Raw genomic sequence first — 24,144 nt, forward strand, 5'->3', positions numbered from 1 at the left:
ACAGGGAGGCTGTCATGCAGGCACGTCGCAAGGTGTACGTGGACGGGAGCCGGCCGGACGTCCGGGTGCCGTTCGTCGAGGTGACGCTGACCGGGGACAACCCGCCGGTGCGGCTCTACGACACCTCGGGTCCCGGCTCCGACCCGGAGGTGGGGTTGCCCGCGCTGCGCGGGCCGTGGATCGCCGAGCGGGGTGACGTCGCGCCGGTCCGGGGCGCCGGCACGCCGCTGGCCGGGACCCGTCCCACCCAGCTCGCCTACGCGCGGGCCGGGACGATCACGCCGGAGATGGAGTTCGTGGCGATCCGGGAGGGGGTGACGCCGGAGTTCGTCCGGGACGAGATCGCGGCCGGGCGGGCGGTGCTGCCGCTCAACGTCAACCACCCGGAGTGCGAGCCGGCGATCATCGGCAAGGCGTTCCTGGTCAAGGTCAACGCCAACATCGGCACCTCGGCGGTGACGTCGTCGGTGGTGGACGAGGTGGAGAAGCTGACCTGGGCCACCCGGTGGGGCGCGGACACCGTGATGGACCTGTCCACCGGCAAGCGGATCCACGAGACCCGCGAGGCGATCGTCCGCAACTCGCCGGTGCCGATCGGGACCGTGCCGATCTACCAGGCGCTGGAGAAGGTCGGCGGCGATCCGGTGAAGCTGAGCTGGGAGGTGTTCGCCGAGACCGTGATCGAGCAGGCCGAACAGGGCGTCGACTACATGACGGTGCACGCCGGGGTGCTGCTGCCGTACGTGCCGCTGGCCGTGGACCGGGTGACCGGGATCGTGTCCCGGGGCGGCTCGATCATGGCGGCCTGGTGCCTGGCGCACCATGAGGAGAACTTCCTCTACACCAACTTCCGGGAGCTGTGTGCGCTGCTCGCGCGGTACGACGTCACCTTCTCCCTCGGCGACGGGCTGCGCCCCGGGTCGATCGCGGACGCCAACGACGAGGCGCAGTTCGCCGAGCTGCGGACGCTCGGCGAGTTGACGAAGGTGGCCTGGGAGTACGACGTCCAGGTGATGATCGAGGGCCCCGGGCATGTGCCGATGCACAAGATCAAGGAGAACGTGGACCTCCAGCAGGAATGGTGCCACGAGGCCCCGTTCTACACGCTCGGCCCGCTGACCACCGACGTCGCGCCCGCGTACGACCACATCACGTCGGCGATCGGCGCCGCGATGATCGGCATGTTCGGCACCGCGATGCTCTGCTACGTCACGCCGAAGGAGCACCTCGGGCTGCCGGACCGGGACGACGTGAAGGCGGGCGTGATCGCGTACAAGATCGCGGCGCACGCGGCCGACCTGGCCAAGGGGCATCCGGGCGCGCAGGCCTGGGACGACGCGCTGTCCAAGGCGCGGTTCGAGTTCCGCTGGTCCGACCAGTTCAACCTGGCGCTCGACCCGGAGACGGCGCGGGCGTACCACGACGCGACACTGCCCGCCGAGCCGGCGAAGACCGCCCACTTCTGCTCGATGTGCGGGCCGAAGTTCTGCTCCATGAAGATCACCCAGGAGCTGAAGGACTACGCGGCGCGGGGCATGCGCGGCAAGTCGGAGGAGTTCGTCGCCGGCGGCTCGCGGGTCTACCTGCCGCTGGCCTGAGCCGCCGGGGGCCGGCCCGGTCGCCGGCCCGGCCCCCGAACGGTCAGTCCCGGTGGTGCCGGCCGGTACGCAGGGAACGGGCGTCGTCGGCGTTGTCGTCCGAGGCGAGACCGGCGACCCAGTCGACGTACTCGTCGTCGCCGGTGGCGCTCGGCTGGGCCGTCTCGTCGACCTGCTCCGGCTCGTCCTTGCCCCGGTTGCGCCGGAACAGGCCGCGCCGGGCCTTGGCCTTCCCGCCGGCGGCCTCGGCCTCGTCCGCTCCGGCGTGCCGGCCCCGGGCGGGCTCCGGGTCGGCCGCCGTGGCGGGTCCGGCCTGGGTGGGTACGGTCGCGTCGGCGGCCGGGGTCGGCCCGGTCACCTCGGGCGCCGGCCGCCCGGCGGGGCGGGCGCCGGTGGCGAGCGCGTCCCATCCGGTGCTGCGGCCCGGCTCGGGCAGGCCCTGGTGCCGGGGGCGGGGGGCCGGCTCGGCCCGCGCGGTCGTGTCGTCGCGGTCCCGGCCGGTCGCCGGCTCGGTCGGCGCGGGTGCGTCGAGCGGCCGGGGCGGCCGGCCCGCCGCCGGGGTGATCGGCCAGGCCGGTCGCACGTCGCCCGGTCGCTCGGTCACGTCCTCGAAGATGGGGAACCGTGGCCGGGGCGACGAGGCGGACCGGTCGGCCGGCTCGGGGTCGAAGAAGAAGCTCCGCCGGCCGGCCGGCTTCACGGCCCGCGACTCGCCCGAGGCGTCGGCATCGCCCGCGAGCGGGACGGACGTGTCGCCCGCCGCCCGGGTGGACGGGCCGGTCGTCCGGGCGGACGTGCCGTCCGCCGTCGGAGCGGACGTGCCGTCCGCCGGGGTGGCCGTGCCGCTCGTCGTGGCGTTCGTGTCGCCCGCCGGGCCGGACGCGGCGCTCGTCGGGCCGGATGCGGCGCTCGTCGGGCCGGATGCGGCGCTCGTCGGGCCGGACGTGTCGCTCGTCGGGCCGGATGCGGCGCTCGTCGGGCCGGACGTGTCGCTCGTCGGGCCGGACGTGGCGGTCGTCGGGGTGGCCGTGGCGCTCGTCGGGCCGGACGTGGCGCTCGCCGGGGTTGACGTGCCGCCCGCCGGGGCGGACGTGGCGACGGTGGGCGCGGCGGAAGTGGTGGTCTCGCCGGGCGTCGAGGTGTCGTCGGGCCGGGGCGCGGTCGCCGGGGCGGTGTCACTCCGGGTGGTGCGGGGGGCCCGGGTGCGCCGGGCCCGGCCGGCCCGGGTGGTTGCCGTCGTGTCGTCGGCGTCGGTGACCGGCGCGTCGGGAGCGGGGGCGTCTCCGGGAGCCGCCGCGCCGGACGTCGGCCCGTCGGTGGCCGCCGCGGCGGTGCCGGTAGGCGTCCGGTCGTCGGCCGGCGACGTGGCGCGGGCGGCGGTGCGGCTCCGCCGTGGCCGGGTCGCCCGCGGAGTTGCCTCCACCGTGCTCGGGGCGGCGGACGGCTCGGTGCCGGTCGCCTGCTCCTCCGGCGACGTTCGCGGCTCGGGCGTGGGTCGCCCGGCGGTCCGCCCCACCGGCCCGGCGGCGTCGACCGCCGGCCGGGACGAGCCGGCCGGCGTGCCGGCGTCGGACGGTGCGGGGGCGGCGATCCCCGGGCCGGGCGTGTCGTCGCCGGACGGGGTCGCGCCGGCGGCCGGCTGCGGCTCGGGGCGGCCGGCGGACAGCACGTCGATGGCCGAGGTCCGCCGGCCCGGTGGCAGCAGGTTGGGCATCGGCGAGCCGTGCGCCGAACCTTCGCCGTCGCGCGCCGGAGCGGGCGCGGCCGGGTGCGGATCGGGGGAGTCGGGTGCGGTGGGTGACGCCGGGGCGGCGTGCCGAGCGGCTGCCGGCGCGGTGGCGGACCCGCCGGCCTCCGGCCAGTCCCAGTGCGCGGGGGCCGGAGCGCCGGGCGTCGCCGGCGTCGTCGTGGCCACCGCCGGGGCGGAGACGCCGGCCGGCACCGGCGCACCGGTCGGCAGCGGCGCGAGGATGTCGGTGGGCTCGACGGCGTCGGCCCCGGTGGCCGGCCGGGGCAGCACCGTGGTGGCGGTCGAGCCGAGCGCCCCGGCGACGATCGCGATCAACGCGCCGTAGTAGGGCGCCACCTGGTAGCGGTCGCTCGCCGCGCCCGGGCCGGCGGTCAGGTAGGCGAAGGCCACCAGCACCGGTCCGGCCGCGCCGGCCGCGCCACCGACCAGCGGCGGGTGCCCGGCCCGGCGGGCCAGCACGCCGATCGCCCCGCCCGCGAGCAGCGCCAGCGTGGGCAGCAGCAGCATGGCCAGGCGTTGCGCCGCGCCGGCGTCGAGCCAGGACGGTTCCAGGACGCCGAGTCGCACGGTGGCCAGCGGCCGGTTGGACACGATCGCGGGTGCGACGGAGAGCAGGGCGAGCAGCCAGACGATCCCGGCGGAGAGCGCGACGCCCCAGCCGAACGGTGGCTTGAGCAGCACGGCGATCGCCGCGCCCGCGCCCACCACCGCGCCCAGGACGGCACAGATGCCGGCCGCCCACACCGGGTCGACGGAGCCGCCCAGCTCGGCGGCGCGGGCCGGCTGCATGCAGAGCGGGGCGACCACGATCGCGCCCAGCGCGCTGACGCCGGCGACGGAGAGCAGCTCGGTGGTGCCACCGGGACGGTCGTCGCGGCGGGCGAAGCGCTCGGTGAGGACGGCCCCGGCGACGGCGGCGACCGCGGCGAACCAGGCGACCCAGACGAGCTGGGCGGGCCACCGGTTGACCGAGCCGTCGACGAACGCGCCGTCGAGGCGGACGACACCGAAGCCGTACGCGATGCCGAGCTGGCCGGCACCGGCCAGCACGCTCACCCCGAGCGCCGTGAGCAGCAGCCTGCCCCACGTCCGAAAGGCCATGTCGGGCACGTTACGGCCCGGTGAGGTGGTTCGCCACCTTGCCGCCGCGCGGCGCGGCGAACCGCGCCGGGGTGGCTACTTCAACTCGACCAGACGGGCGAGGTAGGTGGTGTCGCCGACGTTGGTCAGCATGTGCACCGCACCCGGGTCGCGGTAGACCACCCCGCCGGTGGGCTCGTCGGCGTCGATCGTGGTGCCGTCGATGGTCTGCACCACGTTCTTCGCGCCCTGGACCGCGATCACCAGGTACGGGTGGTCGTGCCGGTGCAGCGGCTGCCGCTCGCCCGGCTCCAGCCGGATGTGCCAGACCCGGACCCGGTCGTTCTCGTAGACGATCTCCTGGCCCACCGGGCCGAGTTCGAGGTCGGTGGAGAGTTCGCTCATCGGGTTCCGTCCAGTTGGGGGAGCACCTCGGCGGCGATGAGCTCCACGTGGTCGAGGTCGTCGAAGTCGATCAGTCGCAGGTGCACCCGGCTGGTCCCGACCGCGGCGAACTCACCGAGCCGCTCCACGAGCTGGGCCGGGGAGCCGACCACCGGGTCCTCCGGCGGGAGCGCGCTGGCGACGTGCAGCGGCGCGGCCCGTCGCTGCGCCTCGGCGTCGGTGCGCCCGATCGCCACCACGATCCCGGCGGAGAGGGTCAGCGGCGCCCGCCCGGACGCGTCCCGCCCGGTGCGGTCGCACGCCTCGCGGACCCGCTCGTACGCGGCGGCCGTCTCGGCGACGTTCTTGAACGGCATGTTGAACTCGTCGGCGTACCGGGCGGCCAGCTCCGGGGTGCGCTTCGGGCCCTTGCCGCCGACGATCACCGGCGGGCCGGGCCGCTGCACCGGCTTGGGCAGCGCGGGCGCGTCGACCAGCCGGTAGTGCTCGCCGCTGTAGCTGTAGGTCTCCCCGTCCGGGGTGCGCCACAGCCCGGTGACGATCTCCAGTTGCTCGGCCAGCCGGTCGAACCGTTCGCTGACCGGCGGGAACGGGATGCCGTACGCGGTGTGCTCCCGCTCGAACCAGCCGGCGCCGATGCCCAGCTCGACCCGGCCGCCGCTCATCCGGTCGACCTGGGCGACCATGACGGCCAGCGGCCCGGGGAGCCGGAAGGTGGCGGAGGTGACGAGCGTGCCGAGCCGGATGCGGGACGTCTCCCGGGCCAGCGCGGCGAGCGTCAGCCAGGCGTCGGTGGGCCCGGGCAGCGCCGGCTCGTCGCCCATCGACCGGTAGTGGTCGGCGCGGAAGAAGCCCTCGAAGCCGGAATCCTCGACCAGCCGGGCGAACCGGAGCTGATCGTCGTAGTCCGCGCCACGGTGCGGTTCGGTGAAGATCGAGACCCGCATGCTCAGCGCCCTCCCGTGGTCGCGGCCCGCGGCGGCGTCCCGGCCGGCGCCGGTACGCCGGGGGCGTCCCGCTCCATCAGCAGTTCGTGCAGCTCGGCGCTGATCCGGGCGACGTCGGCCAGGTGCGCGTGCCGGCCCAGGGTGCGGGGCCGGGGGACGGCCACCTCGACCACCTCACGGATGCGGCCCGGACGCGGGCTGAGCACGACCACCCGGTCGGCCAGCAGCACCGCCTCGTCGATCGAGTGGGTGACGAAGACGATCGTCGCCTTCGTGTCCATGTGCACCCGCTGGAGTTCGCCGGACAGCTCCTCGCGGGTGAGCGCGTCGAGCGCGGAGAACGGCTCGTCCATCAGCATCACCCGGGGCGAGCCGATCAGCGAGCGGCACAGCGAGACGCGCTGCTGCATGCCGCCGGACAGCTCGTGCGGGAGGCGCTTCTCGAAACCGCCCAGCCCGGCCATCTCCAGCAGCTCGCGGGCGCGTTCGCGGTGCTTGGCCCGGCGCCAGCCGAAGATCTCCACCGGCAGCAGGACGTTGTCGAGCACCGTGCGCCAGGGCAGCAGCGCCGGGCGCTGGAACAGCATGGCGACGTCCTGGCGCGGCTTCGTGATCGGCGTGCCGGCGACGGTGATCTGACCGGCGGTGACCGGCAGCAGGCCGGCGATCATGCGCAGCAGGGTGGACTTGCCGCAGCCGGATCGGCCGAGGACGGCGACGAACTCACCCTCGGCGACGTCGAGGTCGATGCCGCGCAGCGCCTCCACCCGCCCCGAGCGGCCGTCGAAGGTGCGGGACACCCCGGACAGTCGGATCATCTCCCGCCGGCTCCCTTCCCACCTCGTCGCGAACGTGAGCCGGGCTAGCGTAGCGGTCGCGTGCTTATAGCACCGTCCGGGGTGGACGTCAGTCCGCTTTCCGTCACGCTACTTCGTTTCCTTTCCGCAACCCGGACGGTTGCTGCGCGTCATCCCCCTTCTCGTACGCTGTTGCGCGCGAAGAGTCCCCTCGCGACGGTCCAGTCGGCCGACCCTCCTGCCGACCCCGTCGGACCCACGACCCGACCGGCGAAGATCTCCTGGTCGGAAAGGACATGGTGCACTGATGAGAAGGTTGACCCGCACGGTCGCCGCCGCGGCGCTGGCGACCGCCCTCGCCCTCGTGGGCGGCTGCAGCAGTGACTCGGACAAGTCCGAGGCCGGCAGCGGCGGCAACGGTGGGGCGCTGGAGAAGGTGACCTACCTCACGTCGTTCGGTAACTTCGGCCGTGACTCCTACGCCTGGGTGGCCAAGGACAAGGGCTTCTTCAAGGAGGCCGGTTTCGACGTCGACATCAAGCCGGGCCAGGGCACCGGTTCGGTGATCCAGACCATCACCGGCGGCCAGGCCGACTTCGGCCCGATCGACCTGACCGGCGGCATCCTGCAGCTCGGCAACGGTCAGGCCAAGGACTTCGTCGCGGTGGCCGCGATCCAGCAGCGCACCATGGCCGCCATCGTCACGGTCGAGGGCAAGAACATCGCCACCCCGAAGGACCTCGAGGGCAAGAAGCTCGCCGACACCCCGACCTCCGTCGTGCGCAACCTCTTCCCCACGTACGCCCGGCTGGCCGGCATCGACGAGAAGAAGGTGACCTGGGTCAACGGTGAGGCGCAGGGCCTGATCGGCATGCTCGGCTCGGGCTCGGTGGACGGCATCGGCCAGTTCGTGGTCGGTCAGCCCACCGTGGAGGTGGTGACGAAGAAGAAGCCGGTCGTGCTGCCCTACAGCAACGTGATGCAGGACCTCTACGGCAACGCGCTGATCACCTCCAGCAAGATCGCCAAGGAGAAGCCGGAGATGGTGAAGAAGTTCACCGCCGCGCTGCTCAAGGGCCTGAACTACTCGCTGGAGCACCCGGACGAGGCCGGCGAGATCCTGAAGAAGAACGTGCCGGCCGCGAACCCGGCGGCGTCCGCCGCCGAGCTCAAGCTGATGGCCGCGTACGTCCGGTCGAGCAACTCCGGCACCGCCATCGGCACGCTCGACAGCGGCCGGGTGGCCAAGAGCATCGCGCTGCTCCAGGGCGCGGGCGCGCTCAAGCAGAACCTCACCCCCGACCAGATCATCAACTTCGACCTGGCGCCGAAGGCCTGACCGGTCGGCTCGGGCCACGGGGGTGCGACCCGCCGGACACCCGGTGGGTCGCACCCCCTTCGCGTGCCGGTCGTCCCGACCGGACGGAGAAGGAGGACACGTTGTCGCAGTTGACCGAGGCCCGGCCGGGAGCGCCGGCGGAACCGCCTCCGGCGGCGGCCGTCCGGCGGCGCCGGGCCGTACCCCCGGCCACGGTCGGGTTGCCGCTGCTCGGCCTGGTCATCGCGGTGGCCGCCTGGTGGCTGGTCACGTCCGGGCTGCACCTGGTGCACCCGGTCGCGTTGCCGCCGCCGCAGGCGGTGGCCCGTTCGCTGGCCGCCACCACCGACGTGCTGCTGCCCGCGCTGGGGATCACCACCTGGATGACGGTGGCCGGCTTCCTGCTGTCGTCCGCCGTCGGCGTGCTGATCGGGATGGCGCTGGCCGCCTCCAGCCGGGTCGAACGGATGTTCGCGCCGCTGCTGGTGGCCGTGAACGCGGTCCCGAAGATCGCCTTCGGCCCGCTGCTCGTGGTGGCCGTGGGTTTCGGCCAGAAGCCGATCCTGACGATGGTGTTCCTGCTCTGCTTCTTCCCGATCGTGCTCTCCACCGCCACCGGGCTGACCACCACCCCGGCCGACCTGGCGGAGTTGGGCCGATCGCTCAACGCCTCCTGGTGGCAGTCGTTCCGCAAGGTGCGCCTGCCGGCCGCGCTGCCGCAGATCTTCGTCGGGCTCAAGGTGGCCATGCCGCTGGCCGCGATCGGCGCGGTGATCGGCGAGTTCTACTCCGACCGGCCCGGCCTGGGCTACCAGATCCTGCAGTACAACGGCGTCGGTGACACCGCGACCGCCTGGGCGGCCATCCTGCTGGTGGCGCTGATGAGCATCGTGCTCTATGCGGCGCTGAGCGCGATCGAGCGGTTCGCCCTGCCCTGGGTCCGCGCCACCACCTCCGCCCGCTGACCCCCCATCGACCGGCAACCGCCGTCGACCGAGCAGACCCATCCCACCCGTTCGACCGAGAACCCGACGTCGACCGGGGACACGCAAGCCCACCCCCGGGCGGGGACCGACGTCGACCGGGGACACGCAAGCTCAACCCAGCAGCGGTCCGGACGGCGCCCGACCACGACAGGTGTGGGCCCCGGCGCAACCGGCGGAGGGATCAAGCCTGACCGCCCGGAGCCGGTTGTGCCGGGGCCCACACCCCCACCGCGACTACCCGGCGAGACGCCACCGACCCCCACGAGCCACGAGCGTCGTCAGAGCCTGCGGCATCAACCCCGAGTGGTTGTCCGGAGTCATCCGGATCGGCCCGGAGAGCCCGTCGAGCTGCGAGGTCTCCAGGACCTCGCGCAGGGCGTCCCGGTCGACCTCGCCCGACTTGCCGCCGGCGCGCTGCTCGGCGTCGGCGATGAGCTGGACGGCGTCCGCCGCGAACGAGGAGAAGCCGTTGTAGCCGCCCCACCGGGCCGTGTAGTCCTGGAACCACTGTCGCCGGGCGGCCTTGGCCGGGGTGGTGGCGATCACGTCGTCGATCACCATGGTCTGGGTGAAGATCAGCGTGGCCTGCTCGGTGGAGCGGGCGGACGGGCCGAGGAACAGGTCCCCGGCCGCCGAGGCGTCGAAGAACAGCGACCCGCCGAACTTGGCCTGCCGCGCGGTGGTGGCGGCCAGCGTCGCCTGCTCCGGTGGCGTCCACAGGATCAGCGCCTGCGGCTTCTTCTCGATCAGGTCGCCGATCTGTGCGCTCACCTCGGTGTCGGTGGTACGCACGGATTCGGCGGCGACCAGCCGCAGCGTGGTCTTGCCGAACTCGCGGCGCAGCGCGGCGAGCCCTTCCTGGCCGTACCCGTCGGCGCTGTGCAGCACCGCCACCTTGCGGATTTGGCGCCGGGTGAGTTCGGCGGTGAGGGCCGCCGCGCTGTCGACCGCATTCGGGGCCAGCTTGAAGACGTAGCGGCGCTGGTCGACCGGTTCGGTGACCGCTCCCGCCGAAGCGAGCGCGATGGTCGGAATGCGCTTGTCGTTGATCGTGCGCGCCGCGCCGACGGCGCATTCGTTGCAGCCGCCCATGATGACGGCGCTCACCCGCGAGTCGCCGCTGAAATCATTGATGTTGCGCAAGGACTCGGCGGCGTCGGAGCGGTTGTCCTTGACGTTCAGTTCGATCTTCCGGCCGCCCAGCGCGCCGGAGGCGTTCATCTGGTCGACCTTCAGTTCCAGGGCCCGTTGGTAGACCTTGCCGATGGGCGCGGAAGCGCCGGAGAGTTCGAGGTCGGCGGCGATCACGATCGGGCTGGTGTCCTGCGGTTCCCCGCCGATCCCGCAGCCGGTGAGCGTGGTGGCCAGCATGGCCGATGCGAGCGCCGCGATACGCGCGGAGCGGATGGGGCTCAACTCAGTCCTCCATGGTGCGGCGCGGGCCGGCGCCCGACCACCGCCGCTTGACCGTCCTCAGTGGAGGAACGGGATTGGTGTGCCGTACGGTGTGCGCGAAGCCTGCAAAACCTTGCCAATGCCGGGCCCTGCGGTCAAGCGCGGCGGCCGGATGCCGTTTCGGGACGCCCATCCCACATGGTGGGGACACGAAACGTTAACTGACAATTACTGCCCAGATGCGCGCGACCACTCTGGAGTGACATCCCCAGTTCAGGGCGCTGGAGAAAAGAAGGTATTAGGTGACCGGATCACGGCTTGAGTCGACGCCGACCGTTTCCTGCCTCACCGCGGCTTCCCAAAAAGGATCTCGTCTGATGAAATCGCGGCCGTGCCGCGCGTGGCGCTGGCCGCTGCACCAGGCACGGGTCAGCGGGTCACGCGTGGAAGAAACGACGGAGGCGATGTCGTGAGCACCGGACCTACGACCCTGCCCGGGAGCCCCAACGCCGATCAGCGGAACCGGCGACGGCGCCTGCCCCGGCTGCGTGACGCGCGGATCCGCTCCAAGCTCGCCCTCATCCTGGTCGTTCCGGTCGCCGCTGTCATTGCACTGGCAACTATCCGACTCATCTCGGTGGGCCAGGGCGCCTACGAGGCGGACCAGGTCCGCGCGCTGACCGCGGTCTCGGTCGATGTCTCGGCGCTCACCCAGGACCTGCACAAGGAGCGGATGGCGGCGGCCGTCTTCCTGGCCGACCCGGCCGAGAAGCCGGACGCCTACAACCTGCGGGTACGCCGGACCGACGAGCGGATCGCGGCGTACAAGGAGGAGCGCGGCTCGCTCGGCGACGTGCCGGCCTCGGTCCGGGACCGGCTCAAGGTGATCGACGACCACCTGGAGACGCTGAACGGCACCCGCCAGGAGGTGCTCGACCGCACCCAGATGCCGGTGGCCGAGGCGAGCCTGCGCTACGGCATCGTCCTCGACGACCTGGTCGCGTACGGCGACACGCTGGCCCAGCAGCCGGGCGCGGAGAGCCTCGCCGACGCCCGCCGCGCGGTGGCCGCGTTCGCCCACGCCAAGGCCGAGGTGGCGGAGGAGGAGGCGGTCGCCTTCACCGCGCTCTCCGCCGGCGGCCGGATCGACGAGGAGCAGTTCTCCTCGTTCGTGGCCACGCTGACCGGCCAGCAGGAGGCGCTGCTCTCCTTCTCCCGGGCCGCCACCCCGGAGCAGCGGGCCCTGGTGGACCGCACCGTCTCCGGTGACGCCGTCCAGCTCGCCGACCGGGTCGCCGGCGACCTGTCCCGGTCGGTCGGCAAGCCCGCCGTGGTGACCGGGAAGCAGGCGTCCGACGCCGTCGGCGCGGTCGACGACCTGATGCGGTGGGCCGAGATCCAGCTCCTCGACGAGCTGCTGGCCGACGCCGACGCGGTGCGTACCGACGTGATCCGGCAGGCCTTCGTGGAGAGCCTGCTGGTGCTGCTGACCCTGGCCGTCGCCGTGACGCTCGCCGTGGTGCTCGCCCGCTCGCTCAACGACTCGCTGCGCCGGCTGCGTGAGGGCGCGCTCTCGGTGGCCAACCACGACCTGCCGGACGCGGTGAGCCGGCTGCAGAACGTCAACGCCATCGGCGACGGCGGCGTGGACGAGATCGTCCAGCAGGTGCGGGACCCGATCAAGCTGACCAACCGCGACGAGGTCGGCCAGGTGGCGGTGGCCTTCAACGTGGTCCACCGGGAGGCGGTCCGGGTCGCGGCCGAGCAGGCCGCGCTGCGGACCAGCGTCTCGGCGATGTTCCTCAACCTGGCCCGCCGCTCGCAGAGCCTGGTCGACCGGATGATCGGCGAGCTGGACGCGATCGAGCGCGGCGAGGAGGACCCGAAGCGGCTCGCCCAGCTCTTCGAGCTGGACCACCTGGCCACCCGGATGCGCCGCAACGACGAGAACCTGCTGGTCCTGGCCGGCGCCGACTCGGCCGTGCCGCGCCGCGACGACGCCCTCCTGGTCGACGTGCTGCGCGCCGCCCAGTCCGAGGTGGAGCTCTACAACCGGATCGAGTTCGGCACGGTGGACACCGACATCTCGGTCGCCGCGCACGCCGTCAACGACGTGGTGCGGCTGGTCGCCGAGCTGCTCGACAACGCCACCCGGTTCTCGCCGCCGAACACGGTGGTGGTGGCCGACGGCCGGCGCATCCGCGACTACGTGCTGATCCAGGTGGAGGACCGGGGTCTGGGCCTCACCGACGACCAGCTCGACTCGCTGAACCGGCGTCTGGCCGCGCCGCCGACCGTGGACGTGGCCGCGTTCCGGCTGATGGGTCTGGCCGTGGTCAGCCGGCTCGCCTCCCGCTACGGGATCCGGGTCGAGCTGCGCCGCAACGTCGAGGGCGGCACGGTCGCCCAGGTCACCCTGCCGAACTCGACGGTGGTGCTGCCGGCCAACCGCGGCCAGGCCCCGCTGACCCGGCAGCGCCAGCCGCTGGCCGTGGAGCCGTCGCCGCTCAGCCAGGTCGGCGTCGCCGACGCGCTGGCCGGCGCCGGCCGGGGCGGCACCGCCACCCTGGCCGACCAGTGGCGCAACACGACCACGCCGCCGCCGGCCCGCTGGCAGGCTCCCGCCGAGGTGCGGGACACCACCCCGGCGGTGCAGCTCGGCGGCATGTCCGCCGCGCCGATCGCCGCCGGCCCGGTCTCCGCCGTGCCCGCGCCGGCCTCGGGGGCGGGCTGGTCGGCGGGCGGGCCGACGGTCGCGTACCCCGCTCTCGACCCGCTGCCCAAGCGGACGCCGGCCGGTGAGGCGGAGGCGGCGGCCGTGCCGGCCCCGCCGGCCTACCAGCCGCTCGCCGCCGCGCCGGCGGTCGAGACCACCCCGGCCGCGCCGGTGGTGGCCCGACCCGACCGGCCGGCCGAGGCGCCGATATTCCGGGAGATGGAGGCGGTCTGGTTCCGCTCGCACGGAGAGGACGAGACCACCATCTTCACCCGGCCCCGGTTCGACGAGCCGCCGCCCGCCCCGGCGCAGCCCGCCGCGGCCGCCCGGCCGCCGCTGCCCACCCGCACCCCCGGCGCCCAGGCGTCCGGGCTGACCACCCGCCGGCGTACAGCCCGCCGCCGGTCCCGGCCACGCCGCCCGCCGCGTCCGCGCCGCCGGCCAACCCGGTGCCGCCCACGCCCACGCCGGAGCCGGCCCCGGCCCCGTCGGCGATCGACCCGGAGGCCTGGCGGACGGCGGCCGACGACGGATGGAGCCGGGCCACCCAGGCCGCGGAGCCCACCACCGGCGGCACCACCCGCTCCGGCCTGCCCAAGCGGGTGCCGCAGGCGCAGCTCGTGCCCGGCGGGATCGAACCCAAGAGCGGTCGGGACCGCAGCCGGCGCACCCCGGACGAAGTACGGGGTCTGCTCTCCGCCTACCACCGTGGCGTCCAGCGGGGCCGTACGGCCGGCACCGACCTGAACAGCACCTCGACCAAGGAGACGAACCGATGAACAGGCCTGCGGCCATGCAGGACATGGGTTGGTTGCTCACCAACTTCGCCGACAGCGTGGCGGGCATCGCGCACGTGGTGGCGGTGTCCGCGGACGGGTTGCTCCTCGCCTCCTCCCGGGACCTGCCCGGTGACCGCGCCGACCAGCTCGCCGCGATCACCTCCGGCGTGGTCAGCCTCACCGAGGGCGCGGCGCGGATGTTCAGCGCCGGCGGGGTGTTGCAGACCGTCATCGAGATGGACAGCGGATACCTCTTCCTGATGTCCATCAGCGACGGCTCGTCGATGGCCGTGCTCGCGGCCCGTAGCTGCGACGTCGGCCAGGTGGGCTACGAGATGGCGCTGCTGGTGGAACGGGTCGGCCAGGCGTTGGTGCCGCTGCCCAGGGATGCCGTCCGGTCCTGACCGGCTGTCGACCTGGTGATCCGGGGCCGTCCGGCTCCGTACGAGGGGAGGTGATCGCGAGATGGAACCGCGACGTGATCCGCGCGGCGCGCTGGTGCGACCGTACGCGGTCACCCGCGGCCGTACCGAGCCGTTGCAGAACATCGCGCTCGAGGCGGTGCTGTCGAGCACGGCCACCCAGTCGGCCGAGGCGCGTTTCGCCGGGCACGACAAGTACCGCATCTCCTCGGTCTGTGAAGGCCGGGCGCAGTCGCTGGCGGAGATCGCCGCTTACACCCGGATGCCGCTGGGCGTCACCCGGGTGCTGGTCGCCGACATGGTGGCCGAGGGCCTGCTGACGCTACACAGTGCCGCTCCCGCGACGGGTTTCGCGGCGCGGATGAACCTGCTTGGAAGGGTGCTAAGTGGACTTCGCGAACTATGACCCCGACGGGGCGAGCCGCGGCCGGGAGATCATCTCCGCGAAGATCGTGGTCGCGGGTGGCTTCGGGGTGGGCAAGACCACCCTGGTCGGGGCGATCTCCGAGATCCAGCCGCTGACCACCGAGGCGTTGATGACCGCCGCCGGCGTGGGCATCGACGATTCGTCGAAGGTGCCGGGCAAGGAGACCACCACGGTCGCCATGGACTTCGGCCGGATCACCATGGCCGAGGACCTGATCCTCTACCTCTTCGGGACCCCGGGGCAGACCCGCTTCTGGTTCATGTGGGACGAGATCATCCGGGGCGCGGTGGGCGCGGCGGTGCTGGTGGACACCCGTCGGATCACCGACGCGTTCGCGCCGCTGGACTACTTCGAGAACCGCAAGTTGCCGTACGTGGTGGCGCTGAACCGGTTCGACGACGCGCCGCACTACGAGCTGGAGGAGATCCGCGAGGCGCTCGCCATCTCGCCGGACGTGCCGATGGTCATGTGCGACGCCCGCCGGCGGGACTCGGTGAAGCAGGTGCTGGTGACCGTGGTGGAGCACGCCATGCTCCGGCTCCAGGCCGAGCACGGTTACCCGGCGTCGGTGGGCTGAGCCGGATTTGTCGTTGTTCGCGGCGGCGCCCGTAGTGGCCGGGCGACCCGCCGGACTGCGGCTGTTCCGTCCCTGACCTGTGCAAACTTAGGATCCCCCCGAGCATCGTCACGCTGTGTGAATACCTCTTCACGGCGTGCGTAGTGAGAGGGGAATCCCGATGCGGACAGTCAGAGGCATCACCGCGCTGGTCGTCGGCGCCCTGCTCGGTGTGGGCCTGGTGGGAGTGCCCGCCCAGGCGGCGGCGGTGACGAACCCCAGGACCCGCGCCAACACGCTGACGGCGATGGAAGGGGAGGCATTCGCCCACGCCAAGTACCTCGCGTACGGCGCGGAGGCGGCGCGCACCGGCCACGACGACATCGCCGACCTGTTCCGGTCCACCGGCGACACCGAGCTGAACGAGCACTTCACCGAGGAAGCGGCGCTGATCGACTTCGTCGGATCCGACGTGGCCGACCTGCGGACGTCGATCAACGGCGAGTGGCACGAGGCCACCGTCGTCTATCCGGGGTTCGCCCGGCAGGCCCGCCGCGACCGCTGCCCCCGGGCGGCCCGACTCTTCGACGAGCTGGCGGCCGACGAGGCGAGGCATGCCACCCAGTTCCGCCTCGCCCTCTACGCGCTCACCCACCCGGGCTCGGGGGTACGGGTCCCGACGGGCGAGGCCGTCCCGCCGGTCCCGATCGTCGCCGGGACACCGGTGTGCTCCGGCGCGACGCAGGCCAACCTGGAGGCGACGATGCGTGGCGAGGCGTTCGCGTACGCCAGGTACACGCTCTACGCCCGGCACGCGCGCGACGGCGGCCGGCTGCGGCTGGCCCAGCTCTGGGAGAACACCGCCGGCCAGGAACTCGGCGAGCACTTCAGCGAGGCGGCCACGCTCGCCGGCCTGGTCCGCACCGACGCCGACAACCTCCGCGACGCGATCGACGGCGAGGTCTACGAGGCGGGCACCATGTACCCGGCCTTCTCCCGGCAGGCGGCCTCGGTGGGCGAGGACGCGGCGGCGGACCTGTTCGCCGAGATCGCGCACGACGAGGCCGGCCACGCGTCCGCGTTCCTGCTCGCCCTGGTCGACCTCCAGGTCGGCGGCGGGGGCGACCGCGCGGCCCGGGGGGCCTGAACCGGCGTCAGTCCACTCGCAGGCGGTAGCCGCGCTTCACCACGGTCTGCACCACCCGGGGCGCCTTCAGCCCCACCCGCAGCCGGGCCACCGCCATCTCGACGGCGTGCTCGTCCGCACCGCGCGGCAGCGTCCGCAGCAGCGCGGTGCGGGAGAGCACCTTCCCCGGTGACGCCGCCAGGGCCCGCAGCACGGCCATCGGGGCCGGCGCCAACTGGCGCAGCTCGCCGTCCACCACGGCGGCGTGCCCGCGCAGCGTGAGCAGGTGCCCGGCGGCCTTCACCGAGACCGTCCGGCGGGGCAGCTCCTCGACGATCGTGCGGACCAGCGCGCCGAGCCGGGCCCGGCTCGGCGCGCTCACCGGCACCCCACGCCGCACCAGCGGCTCGGCGGTGACCGTGCCCACGCATCCGGCCAGCACGTCGCCGCGCAACGCCGCCAGCACCGTCTCGGTCCGGTCCCCGGCCGCCCGCAGCAGCGCCTCGGCCGCCGGGGCGGAGGTGAACGTGACCGCGTCGACCAGCCGCCCGGCGACCAGGTCGATGAGCCGGTGCAGCGGTGCCGGGTCGGCCGGCGGCGCCCACCGGTAGACCGGCACCTCGATCACCGTGGCCCCGGCCGTGACCAGCGCCTCGGTGCACTCCGGTTGCCGGTCGCCGTGCAGTTGCAGCGCCACCACCTGACCGGCAACGCCGCGCCGGACCAGGTGCTCGACCACCTCGTCGCAGCTCTCCGAGGCGGGCGACCAGTGCTCACGCAGGCCGGCGGCGCGGATCGCCCCGGTCGCCTTCGGCCCCCGCGACACCACGTACGCGTCCGCCAGCGTGCGGTGCAGCGGCTCGGCCAGGCCCCAGCCCTCGGCCGCCTCCAGCCAGCCCCGCATCCCGATGCCGGTGTTCGCCATCAACACGTCCGGCGGGTGCTCCAGGCAGGCCCGGGTGGCCTCGCGCAGGTCGCTGTCGTCGGCCAGCGGCACGATCCGCAGCGCCGGGGCGAGCACCACCCGGGCGCCACGGCGCTGGAACAGCGCGGCCAGTTCGTCGCGCCGCCGGTCCGCGGTGACCCCGATGGTGAAGCCCGCCAGTTCGTCCCGCATTCACTCCTCCTGCCGCAGCCGCACCTCGACCAGGCCGTCCCGGCAGCGCACCCGGTGCCGCCGCAGCGTCACCCCCGCGACGTCCAGGCATCGCCCGGTGGTGAGGTCGTAGACCTGCTTGTGCAGGGGGGAGGCGAGCGTCCGCACCTCGCCCCGGCTGCCCACCAGACCCCGCGACATCACGTACGCGTCGCCGACCGGGTCCAGGTTGTCCACCGCGAAGAGCCCGTCGGCGGTGCGGAAGAGCGCGACCTGCACGCCGTCGACCAGGGCGGCGACGCCGCGATCCTCGTCGAGCCGGTCCAGCGGGCAGACCGGCGTCCAGGCCGGCGTCGTCGCGCGGCTCATCGCCGTACCTCCGGCAGGCCCAGCGCGACGGGTTGGCGGCGGCGGTCGGGGCCCGGCGGCGCGCCGCGCGCCGGCACCGGCTGGCCCCGCTCCACCGCGAAGGTGATGGACGGGTCCGGCACGTCCGGCGCGTTGACGAAGGAGGTGAAGCGGCGCAGCCGCACCGGGTCCTCCAGCACGTCCCGCCACTCGTCGGAGTAGCCGGCGACGTGCCGGGCCATGGCCGCGTCGAGGTCGGCGCAGAGCCCGAGCGAGTCGTCCACCAGCACCGACCGGAGGTGGTCGAGCCCACCGTCCATGGCCTCGATCCAGGCGGCCGTGCGCTGCAACCGGTCGGCGGTGCGGATGTAGTAGATCAGGAACCGGTCGATCATGGTGATCAGCGCTTCCGTCGACAGGTCGGTGGCGAACAGGTCGGCGTGCCGGGGCCGGAAGCCGCCGTTGCCGCCGACGTAGAGGTTCCAGCCGGTCTCGGTGGCGATGACGCCGAAGTCCTTGCCGCGCGCCTCGGCGCACTCCCGGGCGCAACCGGAGACCGCCGACTTCAGCTTGTGCGGCGCGCGCAGGCCCCGATAGCGCAGCTCCAACGCGATCGCCAGGCCGACCGCGTCCTGCACGCCGTACCGGCACCAGGTGTCGCCGACGCAGGACTTCACCGTGCGCAACGCCTTGCCGTACGCGTGACCGGACTCGAAACCGGCGTCCACCAGCCGCCGCCAGATCTGCGGGAGCTGGTCGACCCGCGCGCCGAACAGGTCGATCCGCTGCCCGCCGGTGATCTTCGTGTAGAGCCGGAAGTCGCGGGCCACCTCACCGATCGCGATCAACTTCTCCGGGGTGATCTCGCCGCCGGGGATCCGGGGCACCACCGAGTAGCTGCCGTCGCGTTGCAGGTTGGCCAGAAAGTGGTCGTTGGTGTCCTGCAACGACGCCGCCTCGCCGTCGAGCACGTGGCCGGCGCCGAGCGAGGCCAGGATCGAGGCCACCACCGGCTTGCAGATGTCGCAGCCGTTCCCGCGCCCGTGCTCGGCGACGAGCCGCGAGAACGTCCGGATGCCGCGCACCCGGATCAGGTCGAACAACTCCTGCCGGCCGAGGTCGAAGTGCTCGCAGAGCGCGGTGGACTGCCGCACCCCGGCGGCGTCCAGCAACTGCTTCAGCATCGGCACGCAGGAGCCGCAGCTCGTGCCGGCCCGGGTGCACTCCTTCAAGGCCGGCACGTCGGTCGCCCCGCCGGCGATCGCCGCGTCCAGGTCGGCCCGGGTCACCGCGTTGCAGGAGCAGACCTGGGCGCCGGCCGGCAGCGCGCCGGCGCCGGCGCCCGGCCCGCCGGCCGGGGCGAGCAGCGCCAGCGGGGGAGCGGGCAGCGGCCCGCCGACGCTCGCCCGCAGCGCCGGGTAGGCGCTCGCGTCCCCGACCAGCACGCCGCCGAGCAGCGTCCGCGCGTCGTCGGAGAGGACCAGCTTCGCGTACGACCGGGTGGCCGGGTCGGTGTAGGTCACGTCGAGACTGCCGGCGGTGACGCCGTGCGCGTCGCCGAACGAGGCCACGTCCACGCCGAGCAGCTTGAGCTTGGTCGCGGTGTCCGCGCCGGGGAACGTGGCCGCGCCACCGAGCAGCCGGTCGGCCACCACCTCGGCGGTCGCGTACCCGGGCGCGACCAGCCCGTGACAGGTGCCGTCCACCGCCGCACACTCGCCGACCGCCCAGATCCGCTCGTCCGCGCTCCGGCAGGTCGCGTCCACCAGCACCCCGCCGCGCGGGCCGAGCGGCAGCCCGGCCGCCCGCGCCAGCTCGTCCCGGGGCCGGATGCCGGCGGCCACCACCACCAGCTCCGCGTCGACGGTGCGGCCGTCGGCGAGGGCGAGCGCGGCCACCGCGCCGTCCGGCCCGGCCCGCAGCGCCGTGGTGGCCACCCCGAGGTACGTGGTGACGCCCAGCTCCGCCACGTAGCGACGGAGCATCGCCCCGCCGGCCTCGTCCACCTGCACCGGCATCAGCCGGGGCGCGAACTCGACCACCGCGGTCGCGAGCCCGAGCAGCCGCAGCGCGTTCGCCGCCTCCAGGCCGAGCAGCCCGCCGCCGATCACCGCGCCGGTGTGCCGCCCCCGGGCGTGCTCCCGGATCGCGGTCAGGTCGTCGAGCGTCCGGTAGACGAAGACGCCCGGCAGGTCGGTGCCCTCGACCGGCGGCACGAACGGGGCCGACCCGGTGGCCAGCACCAGCGCGTCGTACCGGATCTCGCCGGTCGCCGTGGTCACCACCCGCCGGGCCCGGTCGATACCGGTGGCCGGTTCACCCAGCCGCAGGTCCACCCCGTCGTCCGGGGTGTGCAGGCTCAGCTCGTCCGCGTCGACCCCGTCGAAGACGGCCGAGAGCCGCACCCGGTCGTACGCCGGGCGCCGCTCCTCGGCGAGCACCGTGACCCGCCACCGCCCGTCCCGGTCGCGGGCCCGCAGCGCCTCGACGAAGCGCTGCCCGACCATGCCGTTGCCGACCACCACCAGCCGGCCGCCCCGCTCGCTCATCGCGTCACCTCCACCACCGCGCGGTCCGTTCCCGCGCCTCGTTCCTCCGCGACCGGGCCGACGCCGGTCGTCGGGTCGCCGTTCCGCGTCTCCGGGTCCGGGCCGATGCCGGTCGGCGGGTTGCCGTTCCGCGTCTCCGTGCTCGGCCGGGCGTCCGCCGGCGGGGTCGCATCCGGCTGCTCCCCGTTCGCGGGCGGCTCGGCCTGGGCGAGCCAGCCGGCGATGCCGGCCACCGCGTCCCGGCAGCCGCCGCAACCGGTGCCGGCCCGGGTCGCCACGGACAGCGCCGCCGCGGTCCGCGCGCCGGCCCGCCAGCACGCCACCAGCTCGCCCTTGGTCACGTCGTTGCACCGGCAGACCGTGGCGGCGTCCGGCATCAGCGCCGGCGAGGCGGCCGGCTCGGCCGGGGCCGCGCCGACCGCCCGGCCGAGCAGCAGCGACCGCCGGTCCGCCGGCACCGGCGCGCCCCGGTCGAAGAGCTGCACCACGGCGCCGACCGCCGGGTTGTCGCCGAGCAGGATCGCCCCGGTCAGGCGATCGTCGCGGATCCGCAGCCGGGCGTAGGTGCCCCGGGCCGGGTCGGCGAACGTCAACTCCTCCACCGGCCCGGTGCCGGCGGGTGCGCCGGCCACGTCGCCCGCGCCGGTGCCGGCGGATGCGCCGGCCACGTAGCCCGCGCCGGTGCCGGCGGGTGCGCCGGCCACGTCGCCCATCGCGGCCAGGTCGATGCCGGCCGCCTTGAGCCGGGTGACCACCGGCCGGGGCCGGTAGCGGACCAGCGGGTCGGCCGTGGCCAGCACGTCGGCCACCACCCGGGCCTGCGCCCAGGCCGGCGCGACCAGCCCGGTCAGCGTCCCGTCGTGCTGGGCGCAGTCGCCGATCGCGGAGATCCGCGGGTCGCTGGTCCGCATCCGGTCGTCCACCACCACGCCCCGGTCGACGGCGAGCCCGGCGGACGCGGCCAGCGTGGTGTCCGGGCGTACCCCGCAGCAGAGGACCAGCAGGTCGGCGGCGAGCGGTTCGCCGTCGGCCAGGCGCAGCCGTACGCCGCCCGCGTCGGCGGTCACGCCGGTCGCCGCCGCGCCGAGCCGCACCCGGACGCCCAATCTGGCGAGCGTGCCGGCGAGGACCGTGCCGGCGGTCGGGTCGAGCTGCCGGTCCATCAGGTGCCCGAGCGGGTGGACCACGGTCACGTCGAGGCCCCGGGTGGCCAGCGCGCGGGCCGCCTCCAGCCCGAGCAGCCCACCGCCGAGCACCAGGGCGCGGCGCGCGCCCCGGGCGGCGGCGAGGATCCGCCGGCAGTCGGCCAGGGTGCGGAACGGGACCACCCGCTCGGGCAGCGGGTCGAGCCCGGGCAGCGGCGGCACCACGGCCCGGCTGCCGGTGGCCAGCACCAGGTGGTCGTACCCGTGCCGGTCGCCGTCGACGGTGCGTACCTCCCGGGCGGCCCGGTCGATCGCGGCGGCCGGCGTGCCGGTCCGCACGTCCAGGCCCGGGCCGACGGCCTCGACCAGCTCCACGTCGGCCTCGCCGATCTTCCCGGCGAGCAGGGTGGACAGCATGATCCGGTTGTACGCCCGGTCCGGCTCCGCCCCGAGCACGGTGACCCGCCGGCCGCCGCCGCGCGCGTGCAGTTCGGCGGTGAGCCGGGCACCGGCCATGCCGTGCCCGACGACCACGATCCGGTCGGTCATGCCGGCTCCACCCGGACCGCGCAGACCTTGAACTCCGGCATCCCGGAGACCGGGTCGACGGCGTCGTTGGTGACCGAGTTGGCCCGGGCCGCGCCGGGCCAGTGGAACGGCGCGAAGACGGTGTCCGGCCGGATCGTCGGGCTGAGCCGGGCCGGCGCCCGCAGCTCGCCCCGGCGGGAGACCACCCGCACCGGCGTCCCCTCGGTGACGCCGAGCCGCGCGGCCAGGTCGGGGTGCAGTTCGACGAAGCCCTCCGGCGCGGCGCGGCGCAGCGCCGCCACCCGCCGGGTCTGCGCGCCGGACTGGTAGTGCGCGAGCACCCGGCCGGTGGTGAAGTGCAGCGGGTAGTCGGCGCAGACCGGCTCGGCGGCCGGGCGATGGGTGACCGGGTGGAAGCGCGCGCGGCCGTCCGGGGTGGGGAACCGGTCGGCGAAGAGCCGGGGGCGGTCCGGCCCGTCCGGGTCCGGGCAGGGCCAGAAGACGCCGGTGTCGGCGTCGATCCGGTCCCAGGTGATGCCGGCGTAGTCGGCCGGGCCGCCGGCCGAGGCCCGCCGCAGCTCCTCGAACACCTCGCGCGGGTCGGTCGGCAGCGGCGCGCCGGTGAGGCGGCCGGCGAGCGCGGAGAGGACCTCCAGGTCGGTACGGACACCGGCGGGCGGTTGCCGCAGCGCGCGCCGGCGCAGCACCCGACCCTCCAGGTTGGTCATCGTGCCGTCCTCCTCGGCCCACTGCGCCACCGGCAGCACCACGTCGGCCAGCTCGGCGGTCTCCGAGCGGAGGAAGTCGGCGACCACCAGCAGGTCCAGGTCGCGCAGCCGGGACTCGATCCGGGCCGCGCGCGGCGCGGAGACCACCGGGTTCGAGCCGAACACCAGCAGCGCCCGCGCCCCGGCGTCGGTGCCGAGCGAGTCGAGCAGTTGGTAGGCGGGCACGCCCGGCCCGGGCAGCGTCGCCGGGTCGACGCCCCACACCCCGGCGACGTGCTCCCGGGCGGCCGGGTCGTCGATCCGGCGGTAGCCGGGAAGCTGGTCGGCCTTCTGCCCGTGTTCCCGGCCGCCCTGCCCGTTGCCCTGCCCGGTCAGGCAGCCGTAGCCGGAGCCGGGCCGGCCGGGCAGGCCCAGGGCGAGCGCCAGGTTGACGAAGGCGGTGACCGTGTCCACGCCCTTGGCATGCTGTTCGGCGCCCCGCGCGGTGAGGATGATCGCCCGCTCCGCGCCGGCCAGCGCGCGGGCGGTGGCCTCCAGATCGGCCACCGGTACGCCGGAGAGGCGTTCCACCGCCGCCGGCCAGTAGCCGGCCACCGTGCGCCGGACCTCGTCGAAGCCGGTGGTCCGGGCCGCCACGTACGCCCGGTCGACGTGGCCCTCGGTGAGCGCGATGTGCAGCAGCGCGTTCGCCACCGCCAGGTCGGTGCCGGGCAGCGGTTGCAGGTGCAGGTCGGCCTGCCGGGCGGTGGCCGTGGCGCGCGGGTCGACCACGATCAGCCGGCCGCCGCGTTCACGCAGGTCGGTGACGTGACGCATGAGCGGCGGCATGGTCTCGGCCGGATTCGCGCCGACCAGCAGCAGCGTGTCCGCCCGGCCCAGGTCGGCGAGCGGGAACGGGAGCCCGCGGTCCACGCCGAAGGCGCGGTTCCCGGCCGCCGCCGCCGACGACATGCACCACCGTCCGTTGTAGTCGACGTGCCGGGTGCCGAGCGTCACCCGGGCGAAGCGGCCCAGCGCGTACGCCTTCTCGTTGGTCAGCCCGCCGCCGCCGAAGACCGCCACCGCGTCCGGTCCGTGCCGGTCGGCGACCGCCCGCAGCCCGGCGGCGACCCGGTCGAGCGCCTCGTCCCAGCCCGCCGGGCGCAGCTCGCCGCCGGGCCGGTCGCGCAGCAGCGGCGTGGTCAGCCGCTCCGGGTGGTCGAGCAACTCGGCGGCGGTCCAGCCCTTCTGGCACAGCCCGCCGCGGTTGGTGGGGAAGTCCCGGGGCGCGACCTCGACGCCGACGGCGGAGTCGCGCAGCACCATGCCGCACTGCAACGCGCAGTACGGGCAGTGCGTGGCCGCCTCCCGGGGGCGCACCCCCGGTTGCGTCGCCACGCGTGCACCGTCTGTCATGTCGGAAAAGCGTGCCGCCGGGCGGTTTCCGGTCCGGGTCCCTTCTGTTTCGG

16 protein-coding genes and 2 pseudogenes are annotated in these 24,144 nt (G+C 74.5%); 8 read left to right on the forward strand and 10 right to left on the reverse strand.

What is annotated here, in order from left to right; all coding sequences use genetic code 11:
- Positions 1-14 precede the first annotated feature (14 nt).
- Positions 15-1,598, forward strand: coding sequence for a phosphomethylpyrimidine synthase ThiC (gene thiC, locus H1D33_RS28235; RefSeq protein WP_181570312.1), 1,584 nt, complete (start codon positions 15-17; stop codon positions 1,596-1,598).
- 43 nt (positions 1,599-1,641) lie between these two features.
- Here thiC and H1D33_RS28240 read toward each other — a convergent pair whose 3' ends face one another.
- The 4 genes from H1D33_RS28240 to H1D33_RS28255 form a co-directional block, all read right to left on the reverse strand.
- Positions 1,642-4,449: a hypothetical protein gene (locus tag H1D33_RS28240; protein ID WP_181570311.1), complete on the reverse strand. Its 2,808-nt coding sequence runs from the start codon at positions 4,447-4,449 to the stop codon at positions 1,642-1,644.
- 75 nt (positions 4,450-4,524) lie between these two features.
- Positions 4,525-4,833, reverse strand: coding sequence for a cupin domain-containing protein (locus H1D33_RS28245; protein WP_181570310.1), 309 nt, complete (start codon positions 4,831-4,833; stop codon positions 4,525-4,527).
- Positions 4,830-5,780 (reverse strand): LLM class F420-dependent oxidoreductase, encoded by a 951-nt coding sequence (locus tag H1D33_RS28250; RefSeq protein ID WP_181570309.1) that lies wholly within the window; start codon positions 5,778-5,780, stop codon positions 4,830-4,832. The genes H1D33_RS28245 and H1D33_RS28250 overlap by 4 nt, the downstream gene beginning before the upstream one ends.
- Positions 5,781-5,782: 2 nt before the next feature.
- On the reverse strand, positions 5,783-6,598 hold the full coding sequence (locus tag H1D33_RS28255) for an ABC transporter ATP-binding protein (protein ID WP_181570308.1): 816 nt from the start codon (positions 6,596-6,598) through the stop codon (positions 5,783-5,785).
- A gap of 286 nt (positions 6,599-6,884) precedes the next feature.
- Here H1D33_RS28255 and H1D33_RS28260 point away from each other — a divergent pair, with 286 nt between their 5' ends.
- Positions 6,885-7,916 (forward strand): ABC transporter substrate-binding protein, encoded by a 1,032-nt coding sequence (locus H1D33_RS28260; RefSeq protein ID WP_181570307.1) that lies wholly within the window; start codon positions 6,885-6,887, stop codon positions 7,914-7,916.
- A 110-nt stretch (positions 7,917-8,026) separates the two neighbouring features.
- Positions 8,027-8,860, forward strand: coding sequence for an ABC transporter permease (locus H1D33_RS28265; RefSeq protein ID WP_414685558.1), 834 nt, complete (start codon positions 8,027-8,029; stop codon positions 8,858-8,860).
- Positions 8,861-9,115: 255 nt separating this feature from the next.
- Here the strand turns inward: H1D33_RS28265 and H1D33_RS28270 are convergent, their stop codons facing one another.
- Positions 9,116-10,297, reverse strand: a complete 1,182-nt coding sequence (locus H1D33_RS28270; RefSeq protein ID WP_181570305.1) for an ABC transporter substrate-binding protein — start codon at positions 10,295-10,297, stop codon at positions 9,116-9,118.
- Positions 10,298-10,745: 448 nt separating this feature from the next.
- On the opposite strand from H1D33_RS28270, the pseudogene H1D33_RS28275 reads away from it, so the two are divergent.
- The 5 genes and pseudogenes from H1D33_RS28275 to H1D33_RS28295 all read left to right on the forward strand — a co-directional run bounded on the left by H1D33_RS28275 (position 10,746) and on the right by H1D33_RS28295 (position 16,323).
- Positions 10,746-13,771: pseudogene (locus tag H1D33_RS28275) on the forward strand (sensor histidine kinase).
- Positions 13,768-14,175, forward strand: coding sequence for a roadblock/LC7 domain-containing protein (locus H1D33_RS28280; protein WP_013288588.1), 408 nt, complete (start codon positions 13,768-13,770; stop codon positions 14,173-14,175). The pseudogene H1D33_RS28275 and the gene H1D33_RS28280 overlap by 4 nt, the downstream one beginning before the upstream one ends.
- Positions 14,176-14,236: 61 nt before the next feature.
- Positions 14,237-14,599, forward strand: a complete 363-nt coding sequence (locus H1D33_RS28285; RefSeq protein WP_091065900.1) for a DUF742 domain-containing protein — start codon at positions 14,237-14,239, stop codon at positions 14,597-14,599.
- Positions 14,580-15,197 (forward strand): GTP-binding protein, encoded by a 618-nt coding sequence (locus tag H1D33_RS28290; protein ID WP_181570304.1) that lies wholly within the window; start codon positions 14,580-14,582, stop codon positions 15,195-15,197. The genes H1D33_RS28285 and H1D33_RS28290 overlap by 20 nt, the downstream gene beginning before the upstream one ends.
- Positions 15,198-15,357: 160 nt before the next feature.
- The gene (locus H1D33_RS28295; RefSeq protein WP_220138729.1) at positions 15,358-16,323 is read left to right on the forward strand and encodes a ferritin family protein; all 966 of its coding nucleotides are present in this window, start codon (positions 15,358-15,360) and stop codon (positions 16,321-16,323) included.
- 7 nt (positions 16,324-16,330) lie between these two features.
- Here H1D33_RS28295 and H1D33_RS28300 read toward each other — a convergent pair whose 3' ends face one another.
- From H1D33_RS28300 to H1D33_RS28320, 5 genes and pseudogenes are all read right to left on the reverse strand, one after another.
- Positions 16,331-17,419, reverse strand: a complete 1,089-nt coding sequence (locus H1D33_RS28300) for a uroporphyrinogen-III synthase (protein WP_181570303.1) — start codon at positions 17,417-17,419, stop codon at positions 16,331-16,333.
- On the reverse strand, positions 17,420-17,767 hold the full coding sequence (gene nirD, locus H1D33_RS28305) for a nitrite reductase small subunit NirD (RefSeq protein WP_181570302.1): 348 nt from the start codon (positions 17,765-17,767) through the stop codon (positions 17,420-17,422). It lies immediately after the preceding gene.
- Positions 17,764-20,295, reverse strand: a complete 2,532-nt coding sequence (nirB, locus tag H1D33_RS28310) for a nitrite reductase large subunit NirB (RefSeq protein ID WP_181570301.1) — start codon at positions 20,293-20,295, stop codon at positions 17,764-17,766. Before nirB ends, nirD begins: the two co-directional genes overlap by 4 nt.
- Positions 20,296-20,492: 197 nt before the next feature.
- Positions 20,493-21,989: pseudogene (locus tag H1D33_RS28315) on the reverse strand (FAD-dependent oxidoreductase); the annotation flags it as partial.
- Positions 21,986-24,091: a molybdopterin oxidoreductase family protein gene (locus H1D33_RS28320; protein WP_181570300.1), complete on the reverse strand. Its 2,106-nt coding sequence runs from the start codon at positions 24,089-24,091 to the stop codon at positions 21,986-21,988. The gene H1D33_RS28320 and the pseudogene H1D33_RS28315, both read right to left, overlap by 4 nt.
- Positions 24,092-24,144 lie beyond the last annotated feature (53 nt).

The organism is Micromonospora ferruginea (assembly GCF_013694245.2).
Lineage (GTDB): Bacteria > Actinomycetota > Actinomycetes > Mycobacteriales > Micromonosporaceae > Micromonospora > Micromonospora robiginosa.